Annotated in this window: 24 protein-coding genes and 2 tRNA genes; 18 read left to right on the top strand and 8 right to left on the bottom strand. The window is 42.7% G+C overall.

What is annotated here, in order from left to right:
- Position 1: 1 nt before the first annotated feature.
- From GM182_RS06600 to GM182_RS06580, 5 genes are all read left to right on the top strand, one after another.
- Entirely contained in the window at positions 2–979 is a 978-nt protein-coding gene (locus GM182_RS06600) for an L-threonylcarbamoyladenylate synthase (protein ID WP_449186315.1), read from the top strand.
- A gap of 1 nt (position 980) precedes the next feature.
- Positions 981–2,060, top strand: a complete 1,080-nt coding sequence (gene mtnA / locus GM182_RS06595) for an S-methyl-5-thioribose-1-phosphate isomerase (RefSeq protein WP_449186314.1) — start codon at positions 981–983, stop codon at positions 2,058–2,060.
- A 23-nt stretch (positions 2,061–2,083) separates the two neighbouring features.
- Complete coding sequence (locus GM182_RS06590; RefSeq protein WP_449186313.1) at positions 2,084–2,341, top strand: hypothetical protein; 258 nt, start codon at positions 2,084–2,086, stop codon at positions 2,339–2,341.
- A gap of 27 nt (positions 2,342–2,368) precedes the next feature.
- Positions 2,369–2,457, top strand: a tRNA-Leu gene (locus GM182_RS06585).
- A 205-nt stretch (positions 2,458–2,662) separates the two neighbouring features.
- Positions 2,663–2,989, top strand: a complete 327-nt coding sequence (locus tag GM182_RS06580) for an HU family DNA-binding protein (protein ID WP_449186312.1) — start codon at positions 2,663–2,665, stop codon at positions 2,987–2,989.
- Positions 2,990–3,315: 326 nt separating this feature from the next.
- Here GM182_RS06580 and GM182_RS06575 read toward each other — a convergent pair whose 3' ends face one another.
- Positions 3,316–5,328 carry a sodium-translocating pyrophosphatase gene (locus GM182_RS06575; RefSeq protein ID WP_449186311.1) on the bottom strand — a complete coding sequence of 671 codons (2,013 nt, stop codon included), beginning with the start codon at positions 5,326–5,328 and terminating at the stop codon, positions 3,316–3,318.
- A 123-nt stretch (positions 5,329–5,451) separates the two neighbouring features.
- Between GM182_RS06575 and mazG the strand changes: the two genes are divergently transcribed.
- The 3 genes from mazG to GM182_RS06560 are packed head-to-tail and all read left to right on the top strand — an operon-like array spanning position 5,452 to position 8,205.
- The gene (gene mazG / locus GM182_RS06570; protein ID WP_449186310.1) at positions 5,452–6,693 is read left to right on the top strand and encodes a nucleoside triphosphate pyrophosphohydrolase; all 1,242 of its coding nucleotides are present in this window, start codon (positions 5,452–5,454) and stop codon (positions 6,691–6,693) included.
- Positions 6,680–6,940: an RNA-binding S4 domain-containing protein gene (locus GM182_RS06565; protein ID WP_449186309.1), complete on the top strand. Its 261-nt coding sequence runs from the start codon at positions 6,680–6,682 to the stop codon at positions 6,938–6,940. The genes mazG and GM182_RS06565 overlap by 14 nt, the downstream gene beginning before the upstream one ends.
- Positions 6,934–8,205, top strand: coding sequence for a M16 family metallopeptidase (locus GM182_RS06560; RefSeq protein ID WP_449186308.1), 1,272 nt, complete (start codon positions 6,934–6,936; stop codon positions 8,203–8,205). Before GM182_RS06565 ends, GM182_RS06560 begins: the two co-directional genes overlap by 7 nt.
- Here GM182_RS06560 and GM182_RS06555 read toward each other — a convergent pair.
- From GM182_RS06555 to GM182_RS06545, 3 genes are read right to left on the bottom strand one after another with little or no spacing between them, the layout of a single operon-like run.
- Positions 8,202–8,657 carry a PH domain-containing protein gene (locus tag GM182_RS06555; RefSeq protein ID WP_449186307.1) on the bottom strand — a complete coding sequence of 152 codons (456 nt, stop codon included), beginning with the start codon at positions 8,655–8,657 and terminating at the stop codon, positions 8,202–8,204. The two genes, GM182_RS06560 and GM182_RS06555, sit on opposite strands and share 4 nt — an antisense overlap.
- 2 nt (positions 8,658–8,659) lie before the next feature.
- Positions 8,660–9,757: a hypothetical protein gene (locus GM182_RS06550; protein WP_449186306.1), complete on the bottom strand. Its 1,098-nt coding sequence runs from the start codon at positions 9,755–9,757 to the stop codon at positions 8,660–8,662.
- Entirely contained in the window at positions 9,747–9,962 is a 216-nt protein-coding gene (locus GM182_RS06545) for a DUF3783 domain-containing protein (protein WP_449186305.1), read from the bottom strand. Before GM182_RS06545 ends, GM182_RS06550 begins: the two co-directional genes overlap by 11 nt.
- Before the next feature lie 216 nt (positions 9,963–10,178).
- Between GM182_RS06545 and GM182_RS06540 the strand changes: the two genes are divergently transcribed.
- A complete protein-coding gene (locus GM182_RS06540; protein WP_449186304.1) occupies positions 10,179–11,030 on the top strand; it encodes a sulfide/dihydroorotate dehydrogenase-like FAD/NAD-binding protein in 852 nt (283 codons plus the stop codon).
- Positions 11,030–12,445, top strand: a complete 1,416-nt coding sequence (gltA, locus tag GM182_RS06535; protein WP_449186303.1) for an NADPH-dependent glutamate synthase — start codon at positions 11,030–11,032, stop codon at positions 12,443–12,445. The genes GM182_RS06540 and gltA overlap by 1 nt, the downstream gene beginning before the upstream one ends.
- A 167-nt stretch (positions 12,446–12,612) precedes the next feature.
- Here gltA and GM182_RS06530 read toward each other — a convergent pair whose 3' ends face one another.
- Together GM182_RS06530 and GM182_RS06525 are read right to left on the bottom strand one after the other, a co-directional pair.
- The gene (locus tag GM182_RS06530) at positions 12,613–13,341 is read right to left on the bottom strand and encodes a lamin tail domain-containing protein (protein WP_449186302.1); all 729 of its coding nucleotides are present in this window, start codon (positions 13,339–13,341) and stop codon (positions 12,613–12,615) included.
- A gap of 48 nt (positions 13,342–13,389) precedes the next feature.
- On the bottom strand, positions 13,390–14,100 hold the full coding sequence (locus GM182_RS06525; RefSeq protein ID WP_449186301.1) for a lamin tail domain-containing protein: 711 nt from the start codon (positions 14,098–14,100) through the stop codon (positions 13,390–13,392).
- A gap of 58 nt (positions 14,101–14,158) precedes the next feature.
- Here GM182_RS06525 and GM182_RS06520 point away from each other — a divergent pair, with 58 nt between their 5' ends.
- From GM182_RS06520 to GM182_RS06485, 8 genes are all read left to right on the top strand, one after another.
- Positions 14,159–14,896 carry an ATP-binding cassette domain-containing protein gene (locus tag GM182_RS06520; protein WP_449186300.1) on the top strand — a complete coding sequence of 246 codons (738 nt, stop codon included), beginning with the start codon at positions 14,159–14,161 and terminating at the stop codon, positions 14,894–14,896.
- Entirely contained in the window at positions 14,893–15,825 is a 933-nt protein-coding gene (locus tag GM182_RS06515) for an ABC transporter ATP-binding protein (protein WP_449186299.1), read from the top strand. Before GM182_RS06520 ends, GM182_RS06515 begins: the two co-directional genes overlap by 4 nt.
- On the top strand, positions 15,812–16,711 hold the full coding sequence (locus GM182_RS06510) for a hypothetical protein (RefSeq protein ID WP_449186298.1): 900 nt from the start codon (positions 15,812–15,814) through the stop codon (positions 16,709–16,711). Before GM182_RS06515 ends, GM182_RS06510 begins: the two co-directional genes overlap by 14 nt.
- 92 nt (positions 16,712–16,803) lie before the next feature.
- Positions 16,804–18,555, top strand: coding sequence for a phosphoenolpyruvate carboxykinase (ATP) (locus GM182_RS06505; RefSeq protein ID WP_449186297.1), 1,752 nt, complete (start codon positions 16,804–16,806; stop codon positions 18,553–18,555).
- A 1-nt stretch (position 18,556) separates the two neighbouring features.
- On the top strand, positions 18,557–19,477 hold the full coding sequence (locus tag GM182_RS06500; protein WP_449186296.1) for a dipeptidase: 921 nt from the start codon (positions 18,557–18,559) through the stop codon (positions 19,475–19,477).
- A 5-nt stretch (positions 19,478–19,482) separates the two neighbouring features.
- Positions 19,483–19,614, top strand: a complete 132-nt coding sequence (locus tag GM182_RS06495) for a hypothetical protein (RefSeq protein ID WP_449186295.1) — start codon at positions 19,483–19,485, stop codon at positions 19,612–19,614.
- Between the two features lie 88 nt (positions 19,615–19,702).
- Positions 19,703–19,779: transfer RNA gene (locus GM182_RS06490), tRNA-Arg, on the top strand.
- Between the two features lie 183 nt (positions 19,780–19,962).
- Entirely contained in the window at positions 19,963–20,142 is a 180-nt protein-coding gene (locus GM182_RS06485) for a hypothetical protein (RefSeq protein ID WP_449186294.1), read from the top strand.
- Here the strand turns inward: GM182_RS06485 and GM182_RS06480 are convergent, their stop codons facing one another.
- Complete coding sequence (locus GM182_RS06480) at positions 20,143–20,685, bottom strand: DUF402 domain-containing protein (RefSeq protein WP_449186293.1); 543 nt, start codon at positions 20,683–20,685, stop codon at positions 20,143–20,145.
- A gap of 58 nt (positions 20,686–20,743) precedes the next feature.
- Positions 20,744–22,549, bottom strand: coding sequence for an aldehyde ferredoxin oxidoreductase family protein (locus GM182_RS06475; RefSeq protein ID WP_449186292.1), 1,806 nt, complete (start codon positions 22,547–22,549; stop codon positions 20,744–20,746).
- Positions 22,550–22,626 lie beyond the last annotated feature (77 nt).

Here is a 22,626-nt window from a genome sequence, read left to right as displayed (position 1 = left end):
GGTGGTTTGCCGTGAGAGTGGTTCCCTCGTATGTGTGAAAAAAGGGGCTAATATTATTAGAAACGGTGGGGTTGTCTCTTTTCCCACAGAGACCGTTTATGGGCTTGGTGCCGATGCCTTTAATCCTGATGCCGTAAGGCAGATCTTTGCACTAAAGGGTAGACCGGCAGATAATCCGCTTATTGTACATATAGATACCCTTTACTGGCTTGATTTTCTCTATGAATATATACCAGATTATGCAAGGGCAATGATGGAAAATTTGTGGCCCGGTCCTCTATCTATTATTCTTCCTGCTAAAGGTTCTGTACCATCTGTTGTTAGAGGTGGTCTTCCTACTGTGGCGGTGAGAATGCCTGCACATCCATATGCCCTAAAGCTTATTGAGTATGCCGGTACACCTATTGCCGCTCCCAGTGCCAACTTATCTGGAAGACCCAGTCCCACATCGGCACAGCATGTCTTTGAAGATTTTGGTGACAAGGTGTTTATCATAGATGGTGGATCTGTGGCCGTAGGAGTAGAGTCTACGGTGGTAGATGCCACCGATGTGCCACTAAAGATATACAGGTTGGGTGCTATTACACCTGAAGATATACAGAAGGTTACCGGTAAACCTGTAGAGATACATGTAAAACCCAAAGATGGTAGACCCCTTTCACCGGGCCATGCCTATAGGCACTATGCCCCTGAAAAACCGCTACATGTTTTTAAAGATGAAGAGGCGTTTATGAGATTTGTTGAGGAGCATGGTGCTATCGCCATAGCATTGGAAAAATATAGGGATATTACAGACAGATTTATATCGCTGGGCAGTGATGAGAAGGATGCAGCTGCTAGGCTGTATATGGCATTGAGAGATGCTGATAGAATGGAAGGGGAAGTTATTGCCGCACTTATGGTAGAAAATGAAGGGGTTGGAATGGCTGTTAACGAGCGAATGAGTCGTGCGGCCACATATATCCATGGAGGTGAGTGATATGAATGTAGCTCCGGGAGTAAAACCCATTATATGGGATGAAACATATGGTGTTTTAAAGATGCTTGACCAAAGGAAACTACCCCGTGAAGAGGTATGGGTAGAGGGTAAAACAGCAGAAGATATATACAACGCCATCAAGGAGATGATTGTTAGGGGAGCACCTTTGCTTGGTATTGTGGGTGTCTTTGGGCTTGTGCTCGCCATTACCGACCTTGAAGCCTCCTCTTCATATACCCCTGAGAAGTTTTTGGAGATTGCCCAGAAGCTGAAAAGTGCTAGACCAACAGCCGTTAATCTTGCCAAAGAGATAGATAGGGCACTGGAGGATTTACCTCTTGGTGATGCCATGCCCTTTGAGATACGGACTTTGCTTATAGAGAGAGCCAGAAAGCTACTCAAAAGACAGCAAGAAGAAGATATGGCCATAGCACGGCATGGGCTGGAGATATTCCAGAGTATGGACGATATCCGTATCATGACTATTTGTAATACAGGTGCACTGGCTACAGGTGGTATAGGTACAGCTCTTGGTGTCATTAGGGCTATATACTGGGCTGGTAAGAAGATGCACGTATATCCTCTGGAGACACGGCCTTTTCTACAAGGAGCAAGACTGACGGCCTATGAGCTGAAGAAAGAGGGTATACCATTTTCACTGATAGCCGATGGTGCCTCTGCCATCACCATGAAAGAGAAAAGGGTAAGGGCTATTATTGTTGGTGCCGATCGCATTGCCAGAAATGGAGATACAGCCAACAAGATAGGTACATTTATGCTTGCCACTGTTGCCCACTCTATGGGGATACCTTTCTTTGTTGCTGCTCCCGTGTCTACATTCGACTTTGATACTGTTACCGGTGAAGATATACCCATTGAAGAAAGGTCTAAAGAAGAGGTTATGCTGTGTGGTGGTTGTCCTATTACACCGGAAGATATAGATGTATATAATCCTGTATTTGATGTGACACCTCACCATCTTATTACCGGTATTATCACCGAGCTTGGTACCATATGGCATCCTAATGAGGAGGCTATAAGAGAATTTTTCAGCAGGCATTCCGATGTAGATATTGAGTAGAATATATATAGAGGTGATGGACCATGCTTAGTGGAATATCGGCATACAGGTTTGTGCCAGTAGACCCAATAAGAAAGGCTGTACCAGTGAGGTCAGCCTCTGTGGGTCGTTCTGAAAATGCAAGGCTGGCAAGGAATGCCCGCTATGAGGCCATGAGGGTGCAGACATATGCTCCATATAGAAGTGTGAGAAATAGCCGTAGTAAGGATGTTGACAATAGAGTGCAGGAATCTAATACAAGACAATACTATTACCGTAGAAGACTTGATACATATGCCTAAAAGATGGTAAAATAAACCTTGCAGTGTGCCGAGGTGGCGGAACTGGAAGACGCAGGGGACTCAAAATCCTCTGGGCCCTAAAGCCCGTGCGGGTTCGAATCCCGCCCTCGGCACCAGATAGAGAGGGCCGATGGTACATCGGCCCTCTTTGTTTTAAATTAACCCCATATATATGATGTTCTTTACAGGAACTTTATAAAATATACCCCAAATACTTATAGATACCTCTATCTGATGCGAAAAAATCGCAGTTAATGTTGTAATATATCTTGTGTAAAAGAAAATTGTTAATAATCCCGCTTCAGAAAGGAGGGTATGTGTATGGACAAGAAGACTCTCGTCAAGGCCATTGCTGAGAAGACAGGACTTCCTCAGAAACAGGTTAAGGCTGTTATCGATGCATTTACCGAGGTAGTTATGGAGACTTTGAAGAAGAAAGAGGAAGTTAAACTCACAGGTTTTGGTACATTCACTGTAGCAGAGCGTAAAGAGAGAACTTACATCAATCCCCAGACCAAAGAACCTATTAAGGTTCCAAAGAGAATTGTTCCTGTGTTCCGTGTAGGTTCTAAGCTGAAAGCTGCCGTTATGGAAGAGGCCAAGAAGACAAAGAAGAAAAAGCCCTGCAAGAAGAAAAAGAAGAAATAAATAGGTGGGTGGTTTCTACCTGAGGGGAAGGCGTTAGCTTTCCCCTTTTTGTTTTTTTGCGTTGGAATTTGTGCCTTCTTCTGATATGGATATAAACGATGAGTAGATTAGATTGCAGATAGTTTTTATGCCAATATGTAGTGCATAATGCTTGCTAACGGATTTTTATTTCATAAGGTAAGTTGGTGAGGTACTCCCACAAGTAGCATGTCATTTGAAAGTTTTTGTATTTCTACATAGTATGATTTTATGTCTGCTTTCTTAGAAGTATAGAAAAGATAAAGGGGGCTCATACGAGCCCCCTTATAGTCAAGTCTGAAATGCTTTTACACAAGTGCAGCAATAAATACGAGGGAAATGATGGTTGTCAGCTTCATAAGGATATTAAGAGATGGTCCTGCTGTGTCCTTTAGTGGATCACCAACTGTATCTCCAACAACGGCTGCTTTATGGGCATCTGAGCCTTTACCACCCAAAAAGCCCGATTCAATGAGTTTCTTGGCGTTATCCCATGCACCACCGGAGTTTGCCATAAACAGGGCAAGAAGGAAGGCCGTTAGTGTCTGACCCGCAAGTGCTCCACCAAGGGCCTCTTTACCTATGGTAAAGAATATAAGGAATGGGACGACGACGGCAATAAGAGCTGGTACAACCATTGCCTTAAGGGCCCCTTTGGTGCTAATACGTACACAGGAGGCATAATCAGGTTTACCGGTGCCTTCCATGATACCGGGTATCTCTCTAAACTGCCTTCTAACCTCTTCGACCATTTCTTCTGCGGCCTTAGATACGGCATTGATAACTAGGGCCGAGAAGAAGAAGGGAAGTACGCCACCGACGAAGAAACCAAATACAATCTTAGGGTCAACGAGGTTGAGCACCTTTATATTCACGGCCTCCTGGTAGGCGGAGAATAGGGCAAGTGCTGTCAGGGCAGCGGAGCCTATAGCAAACCCTTTACCAATAGCTGCTGTTGTGTTACCTAAGCTGTCTAGCATATCTGTGCGCTCTCTAACTTCTGGTGGCTGGTGAGACATTTCGGCAATACCACCGGCATTGTCGGCGATAGGACCATATGCATCAACAGACAGAGAGAAACCTAGTGTGGATAGCATACCAATACCGGCCAGTGCTATTCCATAGAGGCCCGTAAGGTTATATGTCCACAGTACCGCTACTGCTATAGCCAGAGTGGAAAGCAGAGTTGATTCCATTCCTACAGCAAGACCCATAAGGATATTTGTAGCAGGGCCGGTTTGTGATGCCTCTGCAATCTTCTTTACAGGGGTACGCATTGTGTAGTAGTCTGTCACTATGCCTATAAAGATACCAGTGAGGAGTCCTATGATTGTAGCCCATACCTCATTCATCGATACATTCAGATATGACTTTACCCAGAATATGAGTCCAATAAATAATACTGCCACAATACCATTACCTATATGGAATATGATGGCCGGATGGTATTTTTCAGATTTTGCCAGATATCTAACGGTGAGAACAGTTATGAGAGCGGAGATGAGACCGATGACAACAACAAATATAGGAAACGACAGTCCTTTCATGGCGTCTCCACCTTGAGATGCGTAATAGGAATATCCGAGGAGTAGAGATGCCACTGTAGCACCAACATAAGATTCATAAAGGTCTGCTCCCATGCCTGCTATATCACCGACATTATCACCGACATTGTCTGCAATAACGGCTGGATTTCTTGGATCATCCTCAGGAATACCAGCCTCTACTTTACCCACAAGGTCGGCGCCCACATCGGCTGCCTTGGTGTAGATACCGCCACCAACACGGGCAAACAGGGCAACAAAGGAAGCCCCCATGGAGAAACCACTGATAACCTTGGCGGCCTCTTTGAGAAAGTCATTTTGCAGATATGGTCCATATAAAAGAAGAATGATAGATATACCCAAGATACCAAAACTTGATACCATTAGTCCCATAACTGAGCCACCTGTGAATGCAACCCTAAGGGCCTGACCTATACCCTTCTTGGCTGCCTCTGTTGTTTTACCATTTGCCTCAGTTGCTATATACATGCCTGTATATCCTGCAAGAAGTGATAAAGATGCACCAAATAAAAATGCCAATGCTACCTTAATGTTTAATATCCACCACAACAGTCCGAAGACAACAAGAGCCCATGGCAAAACTACCATGTATTCCTGTGTGAGAAATGCCATAGCTCCTTCACGAATGGCATTTTGTAGTTCTTTAATTCTTTCATTTTCTACCTTGATTCGGGTGATGTATACGGCCATGTAAAGTGCGAACGATAGTCCGACAATTGCCGTGATGAGGCCGATGAGACCAAGGTTCATAAACATTCACCTCCATGTGCATATAGTATATGAACATTCTACCAAAAATGCACAAATATTTGCATATTATGTCATTCGCTACTGGTATATAATGGCATAGAACGTAGTGTTATACGGAGGTGAATATAGATGAATAAATTTGATATAGATTTACTAAACTTTTCATGGTTGGAGGATGGTGTGATAGCCGGTAGTGCCAAGCCATCTCTTCCCAGTCATTGGGAATACATCAAACAGCAGGGCATAAAAGCCATTGTTTCTTTGACTGAGAAGCCACTGGATAGTTATGCCCTTTCTCAGATGGGAATGTCACCACGCAATTATCTCCATCTACCCATAAAGGATATGTCTGTGCCTGAGGAATATCAGGTATGGGAGTTTCTTGAATTTGTATGGCGCAAACGTTCTCAGGGAGCTCCTGTGCTTGTGCACTGTGGTGCAGGTGTGGGACGTACAGGAACAATGCTTGCCTTTTATCTAAAGAGTCTTGGGTATACAGGTGAGAGGGCAATAATGGAAGTGAGAAAAAAAAGACCCGGTAGTATAGAGACGCCAGCACAGGAAGAGTTTGTTAGAAAGATTGAAGTTGAAGAGTTTTGGAATGATGCCCCAGAACCATATTGGTATCTACGTATACGCAGTATTGTGCATATTCTTAGGAAAGAATGTCCATGGGATAGAAAGCTAACGCCTCAGATGCTTGTGGCACTCTCTCAAGAAGAGCTTATTGAGCTTATGAATGCTATTGCGGAGGGTGATATAGATGAATATGCCGGTGAAGTAGGAGATATTCTTCTACATCTGCTTCTTCATGTAACTATTGCCGAAGAGAAAAAACAATTTGACATGGTGGAGGTTATTAAAAAGGAAACATACAAGATGATAGGTCGCCACCCTCATGTGTTTGCCCTTGAAGAGAGCGACGATGCAGCTGCTGTCCTCTCTAAGTGGGAGAAATGGAAAAAGAAGGAGAAGAAAGGTGAGGAAAAGAAAAAGCCCCGTCCTTCTGCCCTTATATGGGCATTTAGGGTTCAAGATGAAGCGGCCCAATATGGATTTGACTGGACACGTCTTGAAGAGGTTATGGATAAGGTAGAAGAAGAGGTTAGAGAGGTATGGGAAGCCATAAAGAAAAACGACAGAAAAAATCTTAGAGAGGAAATAGGAGACCTCTTGTTTGTTGCCGTTAACCTTGCAAGGCTGGCAGGTATTGACCCTGAAGGTGCTCTCAGTTATACTACAGAAAAGTTCCGTAGACGTTTTAGAGCTATGAAGAAGTTAGCAGAAGAACGAGGGCTTGATCTAAGAGATATGACACTTGATGAAATGGAAAAGTTGTATCAGGAGGTAAAGAAAAATGAGACTGGATAAATTTATGCAACTGTCTCGAATTGTCAAAAGGAGAACCTTAGCAGAGGCATTATGCCGTGAAGGGCTTGTGTGGGTAAATGGAAAGGTTGCCAAGCCTTCTTATCGTGTAAAGGTAGGAGATAAGATAAAGGTGAGATTAGGGCGATGGCTACTTGAGTATGAGGTTGTTGAGGTTCCTACAAATAAGCGTATATCTCCCGATTATGTCAAACTCATATCCAAAGAAGAGGTGAGCCGGGAGTGGTAGTCTTTCCCAAGAGAAATCACATACTTGAGGAAATCATAGACGGCTTTGTTGTTTCCTATGAGGAGAGGGATACACTTACCCAGGTGTCTGCCCTTCTTGTACCTGTGGGGGCTTTAGCGGAAGATAAGGGAAGGGAAGGCCTGGCACATCTCATAGAGCATATGGTGTTTAGAGGTACTAAAAGTTTCCCCGATGCTAGGGCTATTATGATGGCTGCAGAGGGTAGTGGTGGGCGTATTAATGCCTATACAACCTATGATTACATGGTGTTTTTGGTGCAGATGCCCACAACGAAGTGGCAACTATCACTGCAGCTGCTATTTGAACTGGCATTTTTCCCTCTATTTAGAGAAGAGGATCTGGAGGTAGAGAAAGAAGTTGTCTTAAGAGAGATGGCCATGATAGATGATGATCCCTCCGAAAAGGCCGCTGTCTTGTTCCAAAAAGCGATGTGGGGAGAACATAGGTTGGGATACGATGTTATAGGGTTTCCTAATGTTGTAAAGAGTATCTCCCGTGAAGGACTTGTGTCTTTTTGGAAAGAAAAGTTTTTCCAGTATCCAATATATTTCACCACAATTGGCAGTGTTCCATATGAGGATATAAAGGCATATATTAGACATATGGATATGCCTTCTTGGTGGTATCAAGAGAAAAAAGCTCCTTGGTCTGATGTTGATATGGCTAAGTTTGTGTCTGAGCAGATATATAAAAAGCAGGATACCAATCAGACATATTATAGGGTTGGTATAGAGCTATATCCTTACAGAACCGAGCAGTGGCGAGAGAAGAAATATCACATATCTCTTATCTCTGCCATTTTAGGTGGCACATCGTTTTCTCATCTTGTGCAAGAAATTAGAGATAAAAAGGGATGGGCCTATTCTATAGGTGCTACTGTGTCGGGATCTGTTGCAGGTACGAGCCTTGTGTGGTATATGGATATTATGCCCGGTGTACTTAGTAATGTAAAAGAAATCTGGCAGAAAGAGGTATCCCGCTTGAAAAACGGTGAAATATCCGAGGAGGAATTTGACCGGGTAAAGACCTATGTTATTGGATCTACAATGATGTCTTCAGATAGTATGTATAGCACAGCTCTTGCACATCTTATGAATGTGGCATTTAATGGGAGTTTATGGGATCCAGTCAAAGATGTAAAGAAATTAGAATCATTAACTCTTGGCGATGTAGCGGAAGAGTTTTCATACCTTATTGGTAAGGAAAAGCCTTCTGAAGTTGTATATGGCTCAGAGGGAAATTAATCCCTCTGAGCCATTTTAGCCCTAGCCTTTTCTATTTCCTGTTTGAGTTTATAAGGAGCACCTATGTTTTCTAAGATGATTTCATAACCAGATGTAGCCGATGTGGCGATCATGACATCGCCGAAACCAAATATGCGTTCTATGATATTTTGCCTGATATCTATGGTGCGAATGTCTCGGAGAAACACTTCTCTAACATGTTTGGATATGATACCCTCAACGATAACAAGCTTATCATCTTTTATAATAACCTCTAACCTTATACGGGCAATAATAACAATGAGTATGATAAATATGGCTGTTGAGATAAGACCATACTGCCTTAAAGCTTCATTGGGATATATTCCCAAGAACAGAAGCCACAGGGCCAGCAGTATGTGCCATGTGTAGTTAAACCAAGAGATACGAAAGCGTTTCTCTCTGGGTTTTTCTTCTTTTTTCTTTTCCTCCATGCTTATCGCCTCCACTCGGCAAGTTTTTCCCTAATGGTGTTTAAGCCCGAAAGCACCATTCCTATACCTACTATATCAGAGATTCCTGTAATAAATATTGTTTCAATGGGCATTTGCTGTAGTAGGTTATTCATAAAATCACCTGCAAAGAGCATGAACCTTCCTGCCAGTATGAGTAGACCTATGGCAATGATATCAATACCGGCTATAACTATGCGGGTTGTTACCTCTGCGAAAAACGACAGTCCTATATGTAATAGGCTAATGCCTAATACTCCTACTCCAAATGCGACAAGCGAATGTCCGTTAAGTAGAACCTTGTAATACCATGCGAATATATAAAGCAACGTACCTATAATACTGTAAAAACCACAAAGTGGACAGTATCTTGTTATGCTGTAAATAAAGGTGATCGTATAGATAATGATGACTGCTGTATACGCATATATAGTAATATTGAGAAACTCCACAGGAGCCTGGAATCCTTTAGATATTTCATATATGAACATTAGTGGAATAAAAGGAAGGAACACCGCCAGCACTTCCTTACTAACGAGTTTCCTTATAAAATCTATAGCTTGTGCGTTTTTCACCTTAGGAACGCTTTGCATTGGTGGAGATAGCAATAGCTCAGAAAGTAGAAGTATCGTTCCACCTATACCTATCATTTCATATCTAACAATTTCTGTTGTTGCATATACTGCAAATGTCAGTATCACACTACCTACAACCGAGAATGACACAATGTTTTTGCCTTCACCTGTCATAATAAGCTCAATGTCGTAGAGAACAATAATAAATGCCGGTATCCATGCAAGCATAGTGTTGCCTGTAAATTTGTAGATAAATGCTATACTACCGGCTATGATGACAGAGCGTAGTGGTATGCCTCTTTCGTATATAGCCTTTACCACAATGAGGAATATATAAAATCCTAAACCCCATAGCATGACATTGTGTATATTTTTGAGGATATATGTTGGCACATCGCTCTCGGCGCTCCACCGGTGGGCCATCGAGGCTATATACAAGAATGGGAGCATGGATATACCGGCAATGCCCAAGTTTAATTTGCTTGTGTCTGCCAGTTTAATTTTCATCGTCATTTTTGCTTCTAAACTTTTTCATGTGCTCATGTTCTGAAATTAACTCTTCTATTAAATCATGAACTTTCCACTGTAGATTGGTTTCTGTTGTTATGCTAAAGATGACATCCTTACCGAGCACTGAGCGAACAGCCTGCATAACTTCAGATAATTTATCTCTGGGTACACCGTGCATGATGAATATGGGGTATTTATCCATGCTTTTCACCACCTTTTATGTCTTTTAATATATTTTAGCTCAGTAAATATGATGATAGATATGGTGCGAAAATATCAGTGCATAAAGCAAAAGAGTATGCACTACATAAATGTGCCTATTTTCACAATTGTCGTGTATAATACTCAAAAGTTTATTAGATAGACCCTTTGTTTGGAAAAGAGTAAATATGTGAAAAAGCCTTGGGAGGTGTAGAGGGTGTATAAAATTCTTGAGAAGAAGGGGCTGACCGTTAATCAGACCCTGTATAAGGTAGAGGCCCCTCATGTGGCTGAGAAGGTTCAGCCTGGACAGTTCGTCATTATCAGAGCATTTGAGAATGGTGAGCGCATTCCTGTTACTCCTGTCAGATGGAGTAAAGAAGAGGGTTGGGTAGACCTCATTGTTCTTACAAGAGGTAAAACCACCAAGAGAATGGAAGTAGAACTGCAAGAGGGCGGATATCTGCTTGATATCGCCGGTCCTTTGGGTAATCCTGCAGAGCATTTTAGTGGCAAAAAGATTCTTGCCATAGGTATTATGACAGGCCTTGTTGAGGTTTATCCCATTGCAAAGATGTGGAAAGAAGAAGGGAATACACTGATTACCCTTCATGTTACCCCTGAGCCACTGCTGTTTATGCAGGAAGAGTTTGAGTCTTTCTCTGACAAACATATCATCGATGCCTATCCTATGACAGAGACATGGATTCCTGATTTAGGGGTTCACGCGGTTGATTCTGTCAAGAAAATTATGGAGGAAGATAAGCCAGACATGGTATTTATTGTTGGTCCAACAGAGGTTCAGTATGCCGTATTTAATGTTGTTAAAGAGTACGGAGTGGAGATGGAGGTTGATCTGCATCCTATCATGGTAGATGGAACAGGTATGTGCGGTGCCTGCCGTGTAACTGTTGGTGGAGAGGTTAAGTTTGCCTGTGTAGATGGTCCATCATTTGATGCTTATAAGGTGGACTTTGAGGAGCTTATCAGCAGAAATAACTTCTACCTTGATAAAGAGCAGTTCTCTATGAAGCTCTATTTGGAATCTATTCAGGGGGGTGCTCAGTAATGGGAATTGATCCTAAGAAACTAAAGAGAATACCCACCCCGGAGCAGGCTCCGGAGGAGAGAATACATAACTTCTTAGAGGTTAACTATGGATATGACCTTGACAGTGCACAGCAGGAGGCATTCAGATGTGTAAAGTGTCCTGAAGAGTATGCCCCCTGTATTAAGGGTTGTCCTGTACACATCAAGATACCTCTATTTATCAAGCAGGTTGAGGAGGGCAATATCAAAGAAGCCCTTCGTATCATATGGATGAACAACACACTGCCCGCTATCACAGGTCGTGTATGTCCTCAGGAAGACCAGTGTGAAAAAGACTGTGTTATGGGTAAGATTGGTGACAAGATCAACATTGGTAAGCTTGAGAGATTTGTTGCCGACTATGCCCGCAAGACCGGTATAGAGGAAGAGCTTCTTGAAGAGATGATTCAGAGCATAGAGAAGAAGGACCAGAAGGTTGCCATTATTGGTAGTGGTCCTGCCGGTCTTACAGCTGCATCTGAGCTTGCCAAGAAGGGTTATCAGGTTACTGTATTTGAGGCACTTCACGAAGTGGGTGGTGTTCTTGTCTACGGTATTCCTGAGTTCCGTTTGCCCAACGACCTTGTTGAGCATGAGGTGGAGAAGCTGAAGAGAATGGGTGTTGAGTTTAAGCTCAACTATGTAGTCGGTCGTACTGTTACCATTCCTGAGCTTATGGAGGAGTACGATGCCGTGTTTATAGCAAGTGGTGCCGGTACTCCAAGGCTGCTGAATATACCCGGTGTCAACCTTGGTGGTGTCTACACTGCCAATGAGTTCCTGACCCGTGTCAACCTTATGAAGGCCTACAAGTTCCCAGAATACGATACCCCTGTTCATGTAGGTAAGAAGGTTGTTATTATCGGTGCTGGTAATACAGCCATGGATGCAGCCAGAACAGCCAGAAGACTGGGTGCCGATGTGTATATTACATATCGTCGTGGTGAAGAGGATATCTCTGCAAGAGAAGAAGAGGTACATCACGCCAGAGAAGAGGGTATCCACTTTGAGCTTCTCCTTAACCCTGTTGAGTTTATTGGTGATGAAAAAGGTCGTGTTGTCAAGGTGAAGTTTGAGAAGATGGAGGCCCTTGATGAGAGAGACTCCCGCGGTAAGAGAAAGATTCGCGGTACCGGTGAGTATGTAGAGCTTGAGGCCGATACTGTCGTTATTGCCATTGGTAAGACAGCCGGTAAGATTATCTTCCAGACAACACCTGGCCTAGAAGTTGATAAGAGGGGCACCATCGTTGTTGATGAGAACCTCATGACATCCATTCCCGGTGTCTTTGCCGGTGGAGACGCTATTCGCGGTGAGGCAACTGTTATATTGGCAATGGGTGATGGTAGAAAAGCAGCCCTTGCCATTGACGAGTATCTTCAAAACAAACAGTAAGCATTATCTCTGTATAGATATTAAGGGCTCCCGATAGGGAGCCCTTTTTTATTAGTTAGTCTTTCATAATCTGGTTTTGAATAAGGTTTCTGTAGATGTCACAGCTGTTTATAAGCTCTTCATGTGTTCCCTCTGCCACAACTTTACCATTGTCTATTACGACTATACTAATAAGAATATATGTCTATAATGTTTCCGCTATTGTCGTATAATGTGCCAGTATCTCCGCTGTCTTTCCATATGCCATTGGGATTATTTGAGTTGCAGGCTGCATTCCAATCTGCTTGTCTCCACCACCCTATAGGTCTGTAAACTCTAGGGTAGCTAGGGATTGACATCGAGGAAAAAGCAGGAAGGACAGTATTTTTACGGAAGATGAAGCTAGCTCCTTGGGAATTGCTTATTTTCCAGCGGTTTAAACTTACATCGTTTTCGCCATAGTTTCGTATTGTGATATATTCATCTTTACATGGTCCTACATAAGCTATGTGAGAGATGTATATTGGAACCCTTTTCAATAATCCAACCCAGAAATTGTAGGACGTCAAAGTATATTCTTGGTCGTTTATCTTGTGGTACGCCACTTTGCATATATTTTCTGGATCGCTAATATCCAGTGTTCCTGTTAGCATTTCGAATGGTTTACCAGAGTAGGGGCAAAGAGGAATATTTCCTATTTCTTTTTCTATATAGCTAACCCACTGATTTTCTTCGGGTTTAGGGTATTTGACTTCTATTTCTTTTTGTATTGCTTTAAGGTTGGCTAATCTGACAGTTTTTTTACTGGCACTTATAGCATCGGTATAGAGAGGTATGGCTACAGCAATAAGTATGCCAAGTATGATGATAACAACCACCAATTCTATCAATGTGAAACCCCGCTCATATTTCTTCATGTTTTCATGATACCCCAATTTATGGGAATTATTTTAATTTATTGAGTTCTAAGGGTAGGTATAGGTATCTATTATGTCGCCCTTGGCATTTTTCAACACAGCAGTATCTCCTGTGTCGTTCCAAATACCACCGGTGCAACCTCTGTTCCAATGACCTATATCTTGATATTTGGGGTTACTAGGTACTTTTATCTGTGAAAAGGGGGCAATTATAGTGTTGGTTGAAAATGTAAATGTATATCTATAGCTTCCAAGAGTATCACTAAGGGTCCAGCCACCTATATTTATGGATTGGCTTCCATAATTTTCTATAATTACTGATTCATCTGAACAACCATGCCTGTAGTTAATCGTTTTAATGATAACAGGAGTTCTTTCATACCATCCGGCTATGAAATGATAGGAGGTAAGTATATATTTCATGTCATCTATTTTGTGGTAGGCAACTTTGCATATATTCTCAGGATTTGTAACATCCAGTGTACCTGTCAGCATTTGAAATGGTTGTCCAGTGTAAGGACACACAGGTGTATTTCCTATGTCGCTTTCAATATAACTTTGCCATGTGTCCTCTGCTGGTTTAGGATGTTTAACTTCTATGAGCTTCTGAATGCTCTTAAGGTTGGCAAGTCTGGTGGTACTTTTTCCTTGTTCTATAGCATCTGCGTATAGAGGAATAGCAATAGCAACAAGTATACCTAAGATGATAATAACGACAAGCAACTCTATTAAAGTAAAACCATTTTTTCTGCCTTCCATATTTTTATAATATCATCCCATGTTTTAGATATGTTATAATCAGCCTTGGTGATGCTATGTGAACTTTATATATGCTTTGTTAAACAATATCAAGGTGAGATTTCATGAGAGGGTAATCCTTGATGGTGTGACACTGCGTATAAATGCAGGTGATAAGATAGCGTTGCTTGGCCCTTCTGGTGAGGGTAAATCAACACTGCTCAGGGTTCTTATGGGACTTGTGGAACCCCTCTCAGGTAGCGTGATTATCAACGACATGCCACTTCGAAGTATCCTTAATGAGTGGAGAGGTATATCGTTTATGTTATCCCAAAGAAGTCATCTATTTCGGAGAAGTATTAGAGAAAATCTTCTCATGGCTAAGGAGGATGCCACCGAAGGGGATATCGAGTATGCTCTAAAATTTGTTGGTATGTGGGAGAGGGTGCTTCAGTGGGGCGGTATCGATAAGGTGGCATATGAAGACTTTCAGCCATCAGGTGGAGAAAAAAGCCGTTTACTGCTTGCCCGTGGAGTGCTGAGAAATCCTCAGGTGCTTATCCTTGATGAGCCCCTAGAGGGGGTAGACAAAGAGTCTGAAAAGGAGGTCGTGGATAGGATAAAGGCATTTGCCAAAGATAAGACGCTGATTGTTGTGTCCCATCGTTTGTCTATTCTTGCTATGGCCGATATATTTGCCACATTGGAAAATGGCAAGATTACCAAGGTGGGTAAGCTTGAAGAACATGAAAAAGATAGTCTGCTGAAAAAGTATATATCTGCAGAGAAACAGATGACAGAGAAGTTTTGGCGATGAATAAATTCTTTCGCGATTATTTTTCTACGCTACAAGCGGCATGGAGCTTTTTAACCACTAGGGAGAGAAAAGTCTTTGCCATAGGTGTGATTATATATATTTTTCATATTGCCATGTTATATGCCATACCTGTGGCATTTGGCTTGGTGGTGGATTCACTTCTTATGAGGTATGTTCACCTATATGTTGCCCTTCAAACATCAGATGTGGTTTTTGGTGGTGCTGTGTTTGTGCTGTTTACTGACCTTATGTATCGTGGTCGTATGAGAATGGTGGCATCGTATATAGAAAGATACCTTGTGGATTTACATCGTAGTGTCAAGTCTTCTGGTGAGGTTGTGGATAGCGCCTTTTCCAGTGGCCATGAATGTAGTTTGTCATTGTGGACATATTTTGGTTTTTCCTTTATGAGAATATCTATAGCTTTTCTTGTAATGCTGTTTGTTCTTTGGAAAGCACCATTGATAGGTATTGGTGCTTTACTATCTGGTGCTATATCACTGTTTGTTATGAGGCATACCTCTCACATGGGAGATATATCTAAATCCGTTCGTGAAAAAAGGGCTTATGCCGAAGGTATGGCAAGGGATATTCTTGTAGGTAGAGAGGATATACTCCTATTGGGTACAAACAGATATGTAAAGTGGTTCAGTAGTGGTGTAAAGGATTTTACAGAAAGTATGCTCGTGTTTGCAAGGGTGAGATTGCTATCTGCCCTTGAAAATAAGGTGGGCATGGTAATGGGTAGAGCTCTAATGTTTGTAGGCATGGTTCTTCTCTCACGTCCGGGCATGGCACTGATGTTTTACTGGCTTTCCCAAACGGCAACGAGTGCACTTGTTTCAATGGCAGAGGATATAGATTATTTTGCCGATATCGTAGGTGGCTGTCGTATGCTTATGGAGGTAGAAGACAATGCTTCTCCGTAAGATGATGAGGTTTATTCCACATGTTCTGCTTCTTTCTCTTTTGGCTATAACTGGCCAAATGTTGTGGGTACTTGGTTTTAAGAAGATGGAAGATGTACTTTCTCATCAGCTGAGCCGAGAGGGTATTGTTGCAGCTCTTATTATGGCTGGTATGCTTCTTGCTGGCGCTTTGATCTCTGAAATTGCAACGTATCTTTCTACCTATGTCAAGGCTATTATTATCCGATATCTTTCTCCAATGGTACTGATGAGTGCCGTGAAGAGTGGGAAAGGCCTGCCAGGTGAGATGGCATCGGTTTGTGTATCAGATGTTTATGAATTTGTCTCTGTGATTAACACAGAGGCCAGTTGGGGATTTGTGTATTTTGTACGTATTTTCTTTATTATCTTTGCCATGTGGAGCCTGTCTCATAAGGTGGCAATAGCTGCCGGGGTATATGCTCTCTTTACTATGCTTTATCTTGTATGGGAAACAGCTTGGTATACGAAGAAAGACTATGAAATAGACGATGAGAGAAGAAAGAAAAAAGAGTATCTGGCTGATACCCTTGACGGCAAAGAGGATATCCATCTACTAGGAATACTGGAAAAGGAAAGGCTAGGTATACGCCATATCGTGTATTCTCTTTTTGATAGATATAAAAGGCTTTTAATTCTTGATTTCTTTGTTGGCACACTTGTTAGCCATATTGCCTATCTTATGTTTGCCATATATGCTATCTATGTAGGGGCTTCTTCGATGTCTGCTGCGGTGCTCGGTACGTTGTTTGTATATGTTGTTATGCTTGGACAGGTTGTTCCTGAGATATATGGTGTTATAGATACCCTCAGGGAGGCATTTAATGCAGGTAAGAAGATAGATAAGGTACTAAAGGGAATGTCTTAACTCCTTCTAAAATTTGATGCCTAAATTCACTTTTTGTAGTACTATACCTATTGTATTTTTATTTATATATTTTGTGCGGAGGTGCAGGGGAGATGTTTGATATGAATTTTGATGATGTAGAGGTGATAGTCAATCCTTCTCAAGAAGAGTTGAGACAGATGGCCTCAGAGATTCCCACAGTTTTGAAGTCTGCTTATGGTAACCTTGACCGTATTACCATGAGGAAAGCCCGCATGGCAAAGTACACCTATGTGCTTGCCCCATATGCCGATAAGGAAAAATATTCTGGAAATGTTATGCCAAGAGAAGAAGCACAGAGGTATATTGACATGCAGAAAGACTATATAAGAAAACAGGGCAAGGTTATATTCATAGATGGCTATATTGGTGCCGATGATAGGGCTGTGCCTGTAAGGTGGATATACACACCCGATGGTGCCAACATTGCCGCTATGCAGCAGATTTTAGCTGTGCCACGTGAGATGGTAGAAGATGAAGAGAGCCTAAAAAAGCCGTTTAACCCTACCTTTACCCTTGTTATGACCCCCGGTCTTCTTATCGATGAGCTACCCGGTCAGATGGGTGTGTTTGTAGACCTTGACAACTTTGTGACATATGTTATAGGTTCTGACTATTTTGGCGAGAGCAAAAAAGGTGCTCTGAGAATGCTCAATGAATATGTATACCGCAAGGGAGGTCTTGTGTTCCACGCCGGTGCCAAGGCCGTTCAGGTAGGAGATGAACTTTATACAGTTGCCATATTGGGTCTTTCTGGTACAGGTAAGACCACAACGACATTCTCCAAGCAGGGTGATGTGACAAAGCCTATACAGGACGATATGATAGTGTTGTGGTCTGATGGCAGAATAGGTATTACGGAGAATGGTTGTTTTGCAAAGACATTTGGACTGAATCCAGAAAATGAGCCCATTATCTACAATGGCACTGTACATCCTGATGCATGGGTAGAAAATGTGTACATAAATGAAGATGGCACATATGACTTTTCTAAAACAATTCTCTCACCAGAAGATGTAAAGAGATATAGAGATATCTTCATTATGACAGGTAACCCTGCAGAAAATGTTGATGCCTATATTGAGGGTAGGGTAAAGGCCGAAGATGTTGTGAATGAATATGGTGTGCCCGAAGATGGCTGGGACTTTGTCGTCTGGACTCAGAACGGCAGGTCTGTTATCCCCATGAACCTTATACCTGATGCCTATGGTCTTAAAGATATTCCCCCACTGAAGTTCATGGGCATTCTCAATAGAGACGAGGGTGAAGATGCAGCAACTCCTGGTATTGTGCTGTTTAAAGACCCATATCAGGCTGCTGCCTACTTTATGCTTGGCGAGACAACAAAGACATCTGCTGCCGGTAAAGAGCGTGGCAAAGTGCGTTCACCATTTACCAATCCATTTTTCCCAGAGAAAGACTCTCTGCAGGCTGAAAGATTTGCCGAGCTTCTTGAGAGATTTTCAGACATCATTACATTTATGATGAATACAGGTTATGTTGGTGGTGATGCCAAGGCGGAGAAAGAGGGTAAAGCCCTTAAGGTAAAGATTCGCCACTCTTCTGCCATGCTTGAACACCTGTTTAGGGGCACTATTAAATGGGTTGAAGACCCCGATATGGGCTATTATGTTGTTGATGTAAATGCCCCTGAAAATGCCGAGCTTTTGAAGATAGTGCCTGCTGAGATTCTACAGCCCAAGCTCTTCTTTGAGAAGATGGGTAAGATGGATATATATATGAACTGGGTAAAGAGAATGCGTGAAGAGAGAAAGGCATACCTTGAAAAGATGGGTGTGCCAAAACGTATTGTGGAGGCGCTTTAAGATGGGTGGGCTAAAGTTTGCCGATGGCCACAGTGACTTTCTCAGTAAGGCCATCAAGACAAGAGATATAGATAGCCTTGTATCCAGTCCTGCCAAACTAAAAGAGGGTAATGTCATTTTTCAAACATATGCCATCTATATTGGTGGTGGCGAAGATGCTACAAAGCAGGCACTGAGGCAGATAGAGCTGTTTCATAGGCTTGAAGAGGTAAAGAGGGTATTTACAAAACACGATTTGCCATCAGGGGATGCAGAAGAGCCCCATGTTATGCTTGCATTTGAAGGGCTTATTCCCATTGATGGTTATCCTGAACTTCTCAGGGTATTTCATATGCTTGGTGTGAGGATGGCATCTTTGGTGTGGAGCCGCATTAACACCTTTGCCGATGGCAGTTTATTTGGCAAACCCCAAACAGGAAGAGGACTTTCTACTCTTGGCAAAGAGGCTCTGGCCATAATTGGGGACCTTGGTTGGGTGCTTGATATTAGCCACCTCAACGATGAGGGAGTAGAAGATGTCTTTAAACACTTTGATGGTACTGTTGTTGCCACCCATTCTTGTGCCCGTAGTCTGTGCGATATACCCCGCAATCTGCCTGATGAGTTTATGGAAGAGATTGCCCGTCGTGGTGGTGTTGTGGGCATCAACTTTGCTCCCATGTTCCTAACGTGTGAAGATAAGGCAACACCTATCGATATTGTCAGGCATGCTGAACATATGATGAAGGTTATGGGTGAAGATCATGTAGCACTGGGTTCAGATTTTGATGGTTTATCTAAATACCCTGAAAATCTTGATGGTGCCGATATGATGCCGCTGCTTGGTAACCACCTTATAGAGGCATTTGGTGAAGAGGTGGCTGCCAAGATAGCATATAAAAACTGGTTGAGGGTAATGAATGAAAATCTGCCCGAGGAGTGATATCTATGGGCTTTTATGATTGGATAAGAGAGAATATCTTTCACGATGATGACGATGAAGAAGAGGAAGAGCTCGTATGGGAAGAGGAGGAAGACGACGACTGGGATATAGATGAAGATGAGGGCGAAGAAGAGTAGTTAAAAGAAATCGTTTTTGTTATCACGTTTATATCAAATTGTTCTATTCTTGACTATATAGGGCATCTATGGTAAAATACCCTTTGCTGGGCCCGTAGCTCAACTGGATAGAGCAGTGGACTACGGATCCACAGGTTGGGGGTTCGAATCCCTCCGGGCTCACCAAACAGGGGAGGTTTATGCCTCCCCTGTTTGCTTTTTGACCTCTGAATTTAGCTTTATACAGGCATATAAAAGACATCTACCGAGAAAGATAGTCTGTTTTCACTTTTTACTTCTGTGAGATTTGCCAAGATATATATATTTGTGCATAATGAAAATATGTGTTTATAAGATTGTAGTTACGTTGTGTTAATACTTGATTACGCTCTTCGTGTTAGTTTGGATATGCTCTTGTTAGCAATAATAAATAGTGTTTGGGGTTCTATAAACAGCCTTGGCATGTGGATTGTGCTGGCTACCACTTCATATTATGTCAGGTTATATGACGATAAGGGTATGTGGAAAATCATAGAACATGATTGCTAACTACCTCTCTATTGGTGGTGTAAATAGTGCTTTGGGTTTGGTGTCTATGTATCTTTTTACAAGCTCTTCCACAGGAATGTCTTTAACCTCTTCCCATATGTTCTGGCATATGGCCTTTGCATGGTTGTATTCATCTTCTGTTATCCAACCTCTTTTTAGTGCCTCTTCCAGCTCTTCTTTGTCTTCGATAATCTTGCTGCCGTCTGTGAACTCTATGATGTCAAGGAATAGGTCTTTGAAGAGTATATAGCCATCGTGTTTTTCTACTTTGCCTATATCTATGTAGAAATTATAATTGTTGTAAGGTTTAAACCCTTCAGTGTACAATTTACTGATTCTTACAGATAAAGAAGGTATAACAAGAGCCTGTTTATAAATAATAGGGGTTTTCTTGAATGCTTTAATGAATGGCCTTTCATAGTATATAAAATCATGTCCTGTAATAAGCTTTTTTATTGGAGCAGAAATTTTCTTTATTCCTTCCCTATATACCTCTTCCCTTGCGTATTTATCTGTATATATTCTGAAGACTTTTTCAATCACCCTATCACAACCCTTTTATAGAATGGAAAAAGGGGGCCAGGGGCCCCCTTTTGATGTTTTATATAATACCCAAACGCTGTAGTGTCTCGAATGTAGGACGACCTTCCTCGTCCCATCCTCTGACTTTATAGTACTCTGGTAGAAGTTCTGGTACTTTGGCAACCCATCCTTTAGATGGACCTTCGGGCATGGGCTCCTCAAGGAGTCTCTTAGGAAGAGTGTCGTCTTCTTTGGTGAAGCCTACATCAAGGTTGTAGAGTCTCTCAAGATTCCATATTCTCTCTCCAACCTCGAGTGCTTTATCTGCTGTGTACTCGACACCGGTGATAGCACTGACAAGTGCTGCGTAGTCTTCAGCACCCAGTGCGAAAGATGTAAACAGACACAAACCGGAGGAGTCTATAAAGCCTGTGAGATCCTGGAATATCTTAACCCACTGGGCTTTGCCTTCAAGGGCAAATCTGTCAATTGCCTCTGGAGTGGCCAGTACCTCAGGGGATATGAGGTAAGCTCTAACGTGACAACCACCACGGTTGTTGGTGGCATATGCTAGTGCATGACCCTGAACACCTCTTGGGTCATATGCAGGAAGCTCCTGCTTTTTCACGCTCATGGAGTACTCGGGATGTCCATACATCTCACCAAGTCTGTATGAACCTTCTGCCAGCTTGTCTCCAAAGCCCTCTCTCTTGGCCAATTTCTCGAGCCAGTAGAGTAAAGCCTCTGCATTTCCGAACTTTAGCTCAGGACCTTCGCCAATGTCTTCTTTAGGTATAATGCCCTTTTCATACATTTCCATGGCTGCTGCTATGGTTGCACCGGCAGAAATGGTATCAAGACCCATATCATCGCATATATAGTTGGCCTTTACGATGGCTTTGAGGTCTCCGATACCACAATCGGCACCCAGTGCCCAGATAGATTCATACTCAGGACCTTCTCCCTCTTCACCGTTAATCTTTGTTACACGGCCACAAGCAATAGGACATGCGAAGCAACCTTTGTTGGTAACAAGGTACTTCTCTGCCAGTGCTTCACCGGAGATTTCTTCGGCTTTTTCAAATACACCTGTCTGGAAGTTCTTAACGGGGAAGATACCCGCCTTGTTGATGATGTTGACGAGAACGGCAGTACCATAGTTTGGCAGACCCTGACCTGTAATACCATTCTCTTTAATCTTCTGCATAGATTTGACAAGGGCATCTCTGAATTTCTCTGGATCTGCAACCTTTACATCGCCGTGTCCTCTGACGACAACGGCTTTAAGGTTCTTAGAACCCATTACGGCACCTACGCCGGTACGACCGGCAGCACGGTGCTCGTCATTGACAACGGCTGCAAATTTTACGAGGTTTTCACCAGCGGGACCTATGGCGGCAACCTCTATCTTGTCGTCGCCAATTTCCTCTTTCAGGGTGCGTGTTGTTGCAGATACGCCTTTACCCCATAGATGAGAGGCATCTCTCAGTTCGACTTTATCGTCGTTGATGTAGAGATACACGGGCTTTTCTGCCTTGCCCTCAAAGATAATCATGTCCCAACCGGCTTTCTTCAGCTCTGCACCGAAGAAGCCACCAGAGTTAGAAGATGCAATGGTACCTGTTAGTGGACCTCTGGTGACGACCATATAACGGCCACCAGTTGGTGCGTTAGTACCTGTAGCGGGACCTGTGGCAAATATTAGCTTGTTTTCTGGGGATAGAGGATCAACATTGTGGGGTACCTCTTCAAAGAAGTATTTGGTAGCAAGTCCTCTGCCACCAACATAGTCCTTGGCCCACTTCATGTTCAGTGGCTCAACAGAAATCTCTCCTGTGGTGAGATTGACACGAAGAATTTTTCCGGCCCATCCGCCGTAGTTCATAAATATCACCCTCCCTTTATTCCTCCCCTTTGCAACAGCAGGTACGTCCGTTGCCGGGCGTGCCCTATCGGTCTATA

Source organism: Zhurongbacter thermophilus, from assembly GCF_026184435.1.
Classification (GTDB): domain Bacteria; phylum Coprothermobacterota; class Coprothermobacteria; order Coprothermobacterales; family JAADFF01; genus JAADFF01.
This window is presented reverse-complemented; position numbering and strand designations above follow the sequence as displayed.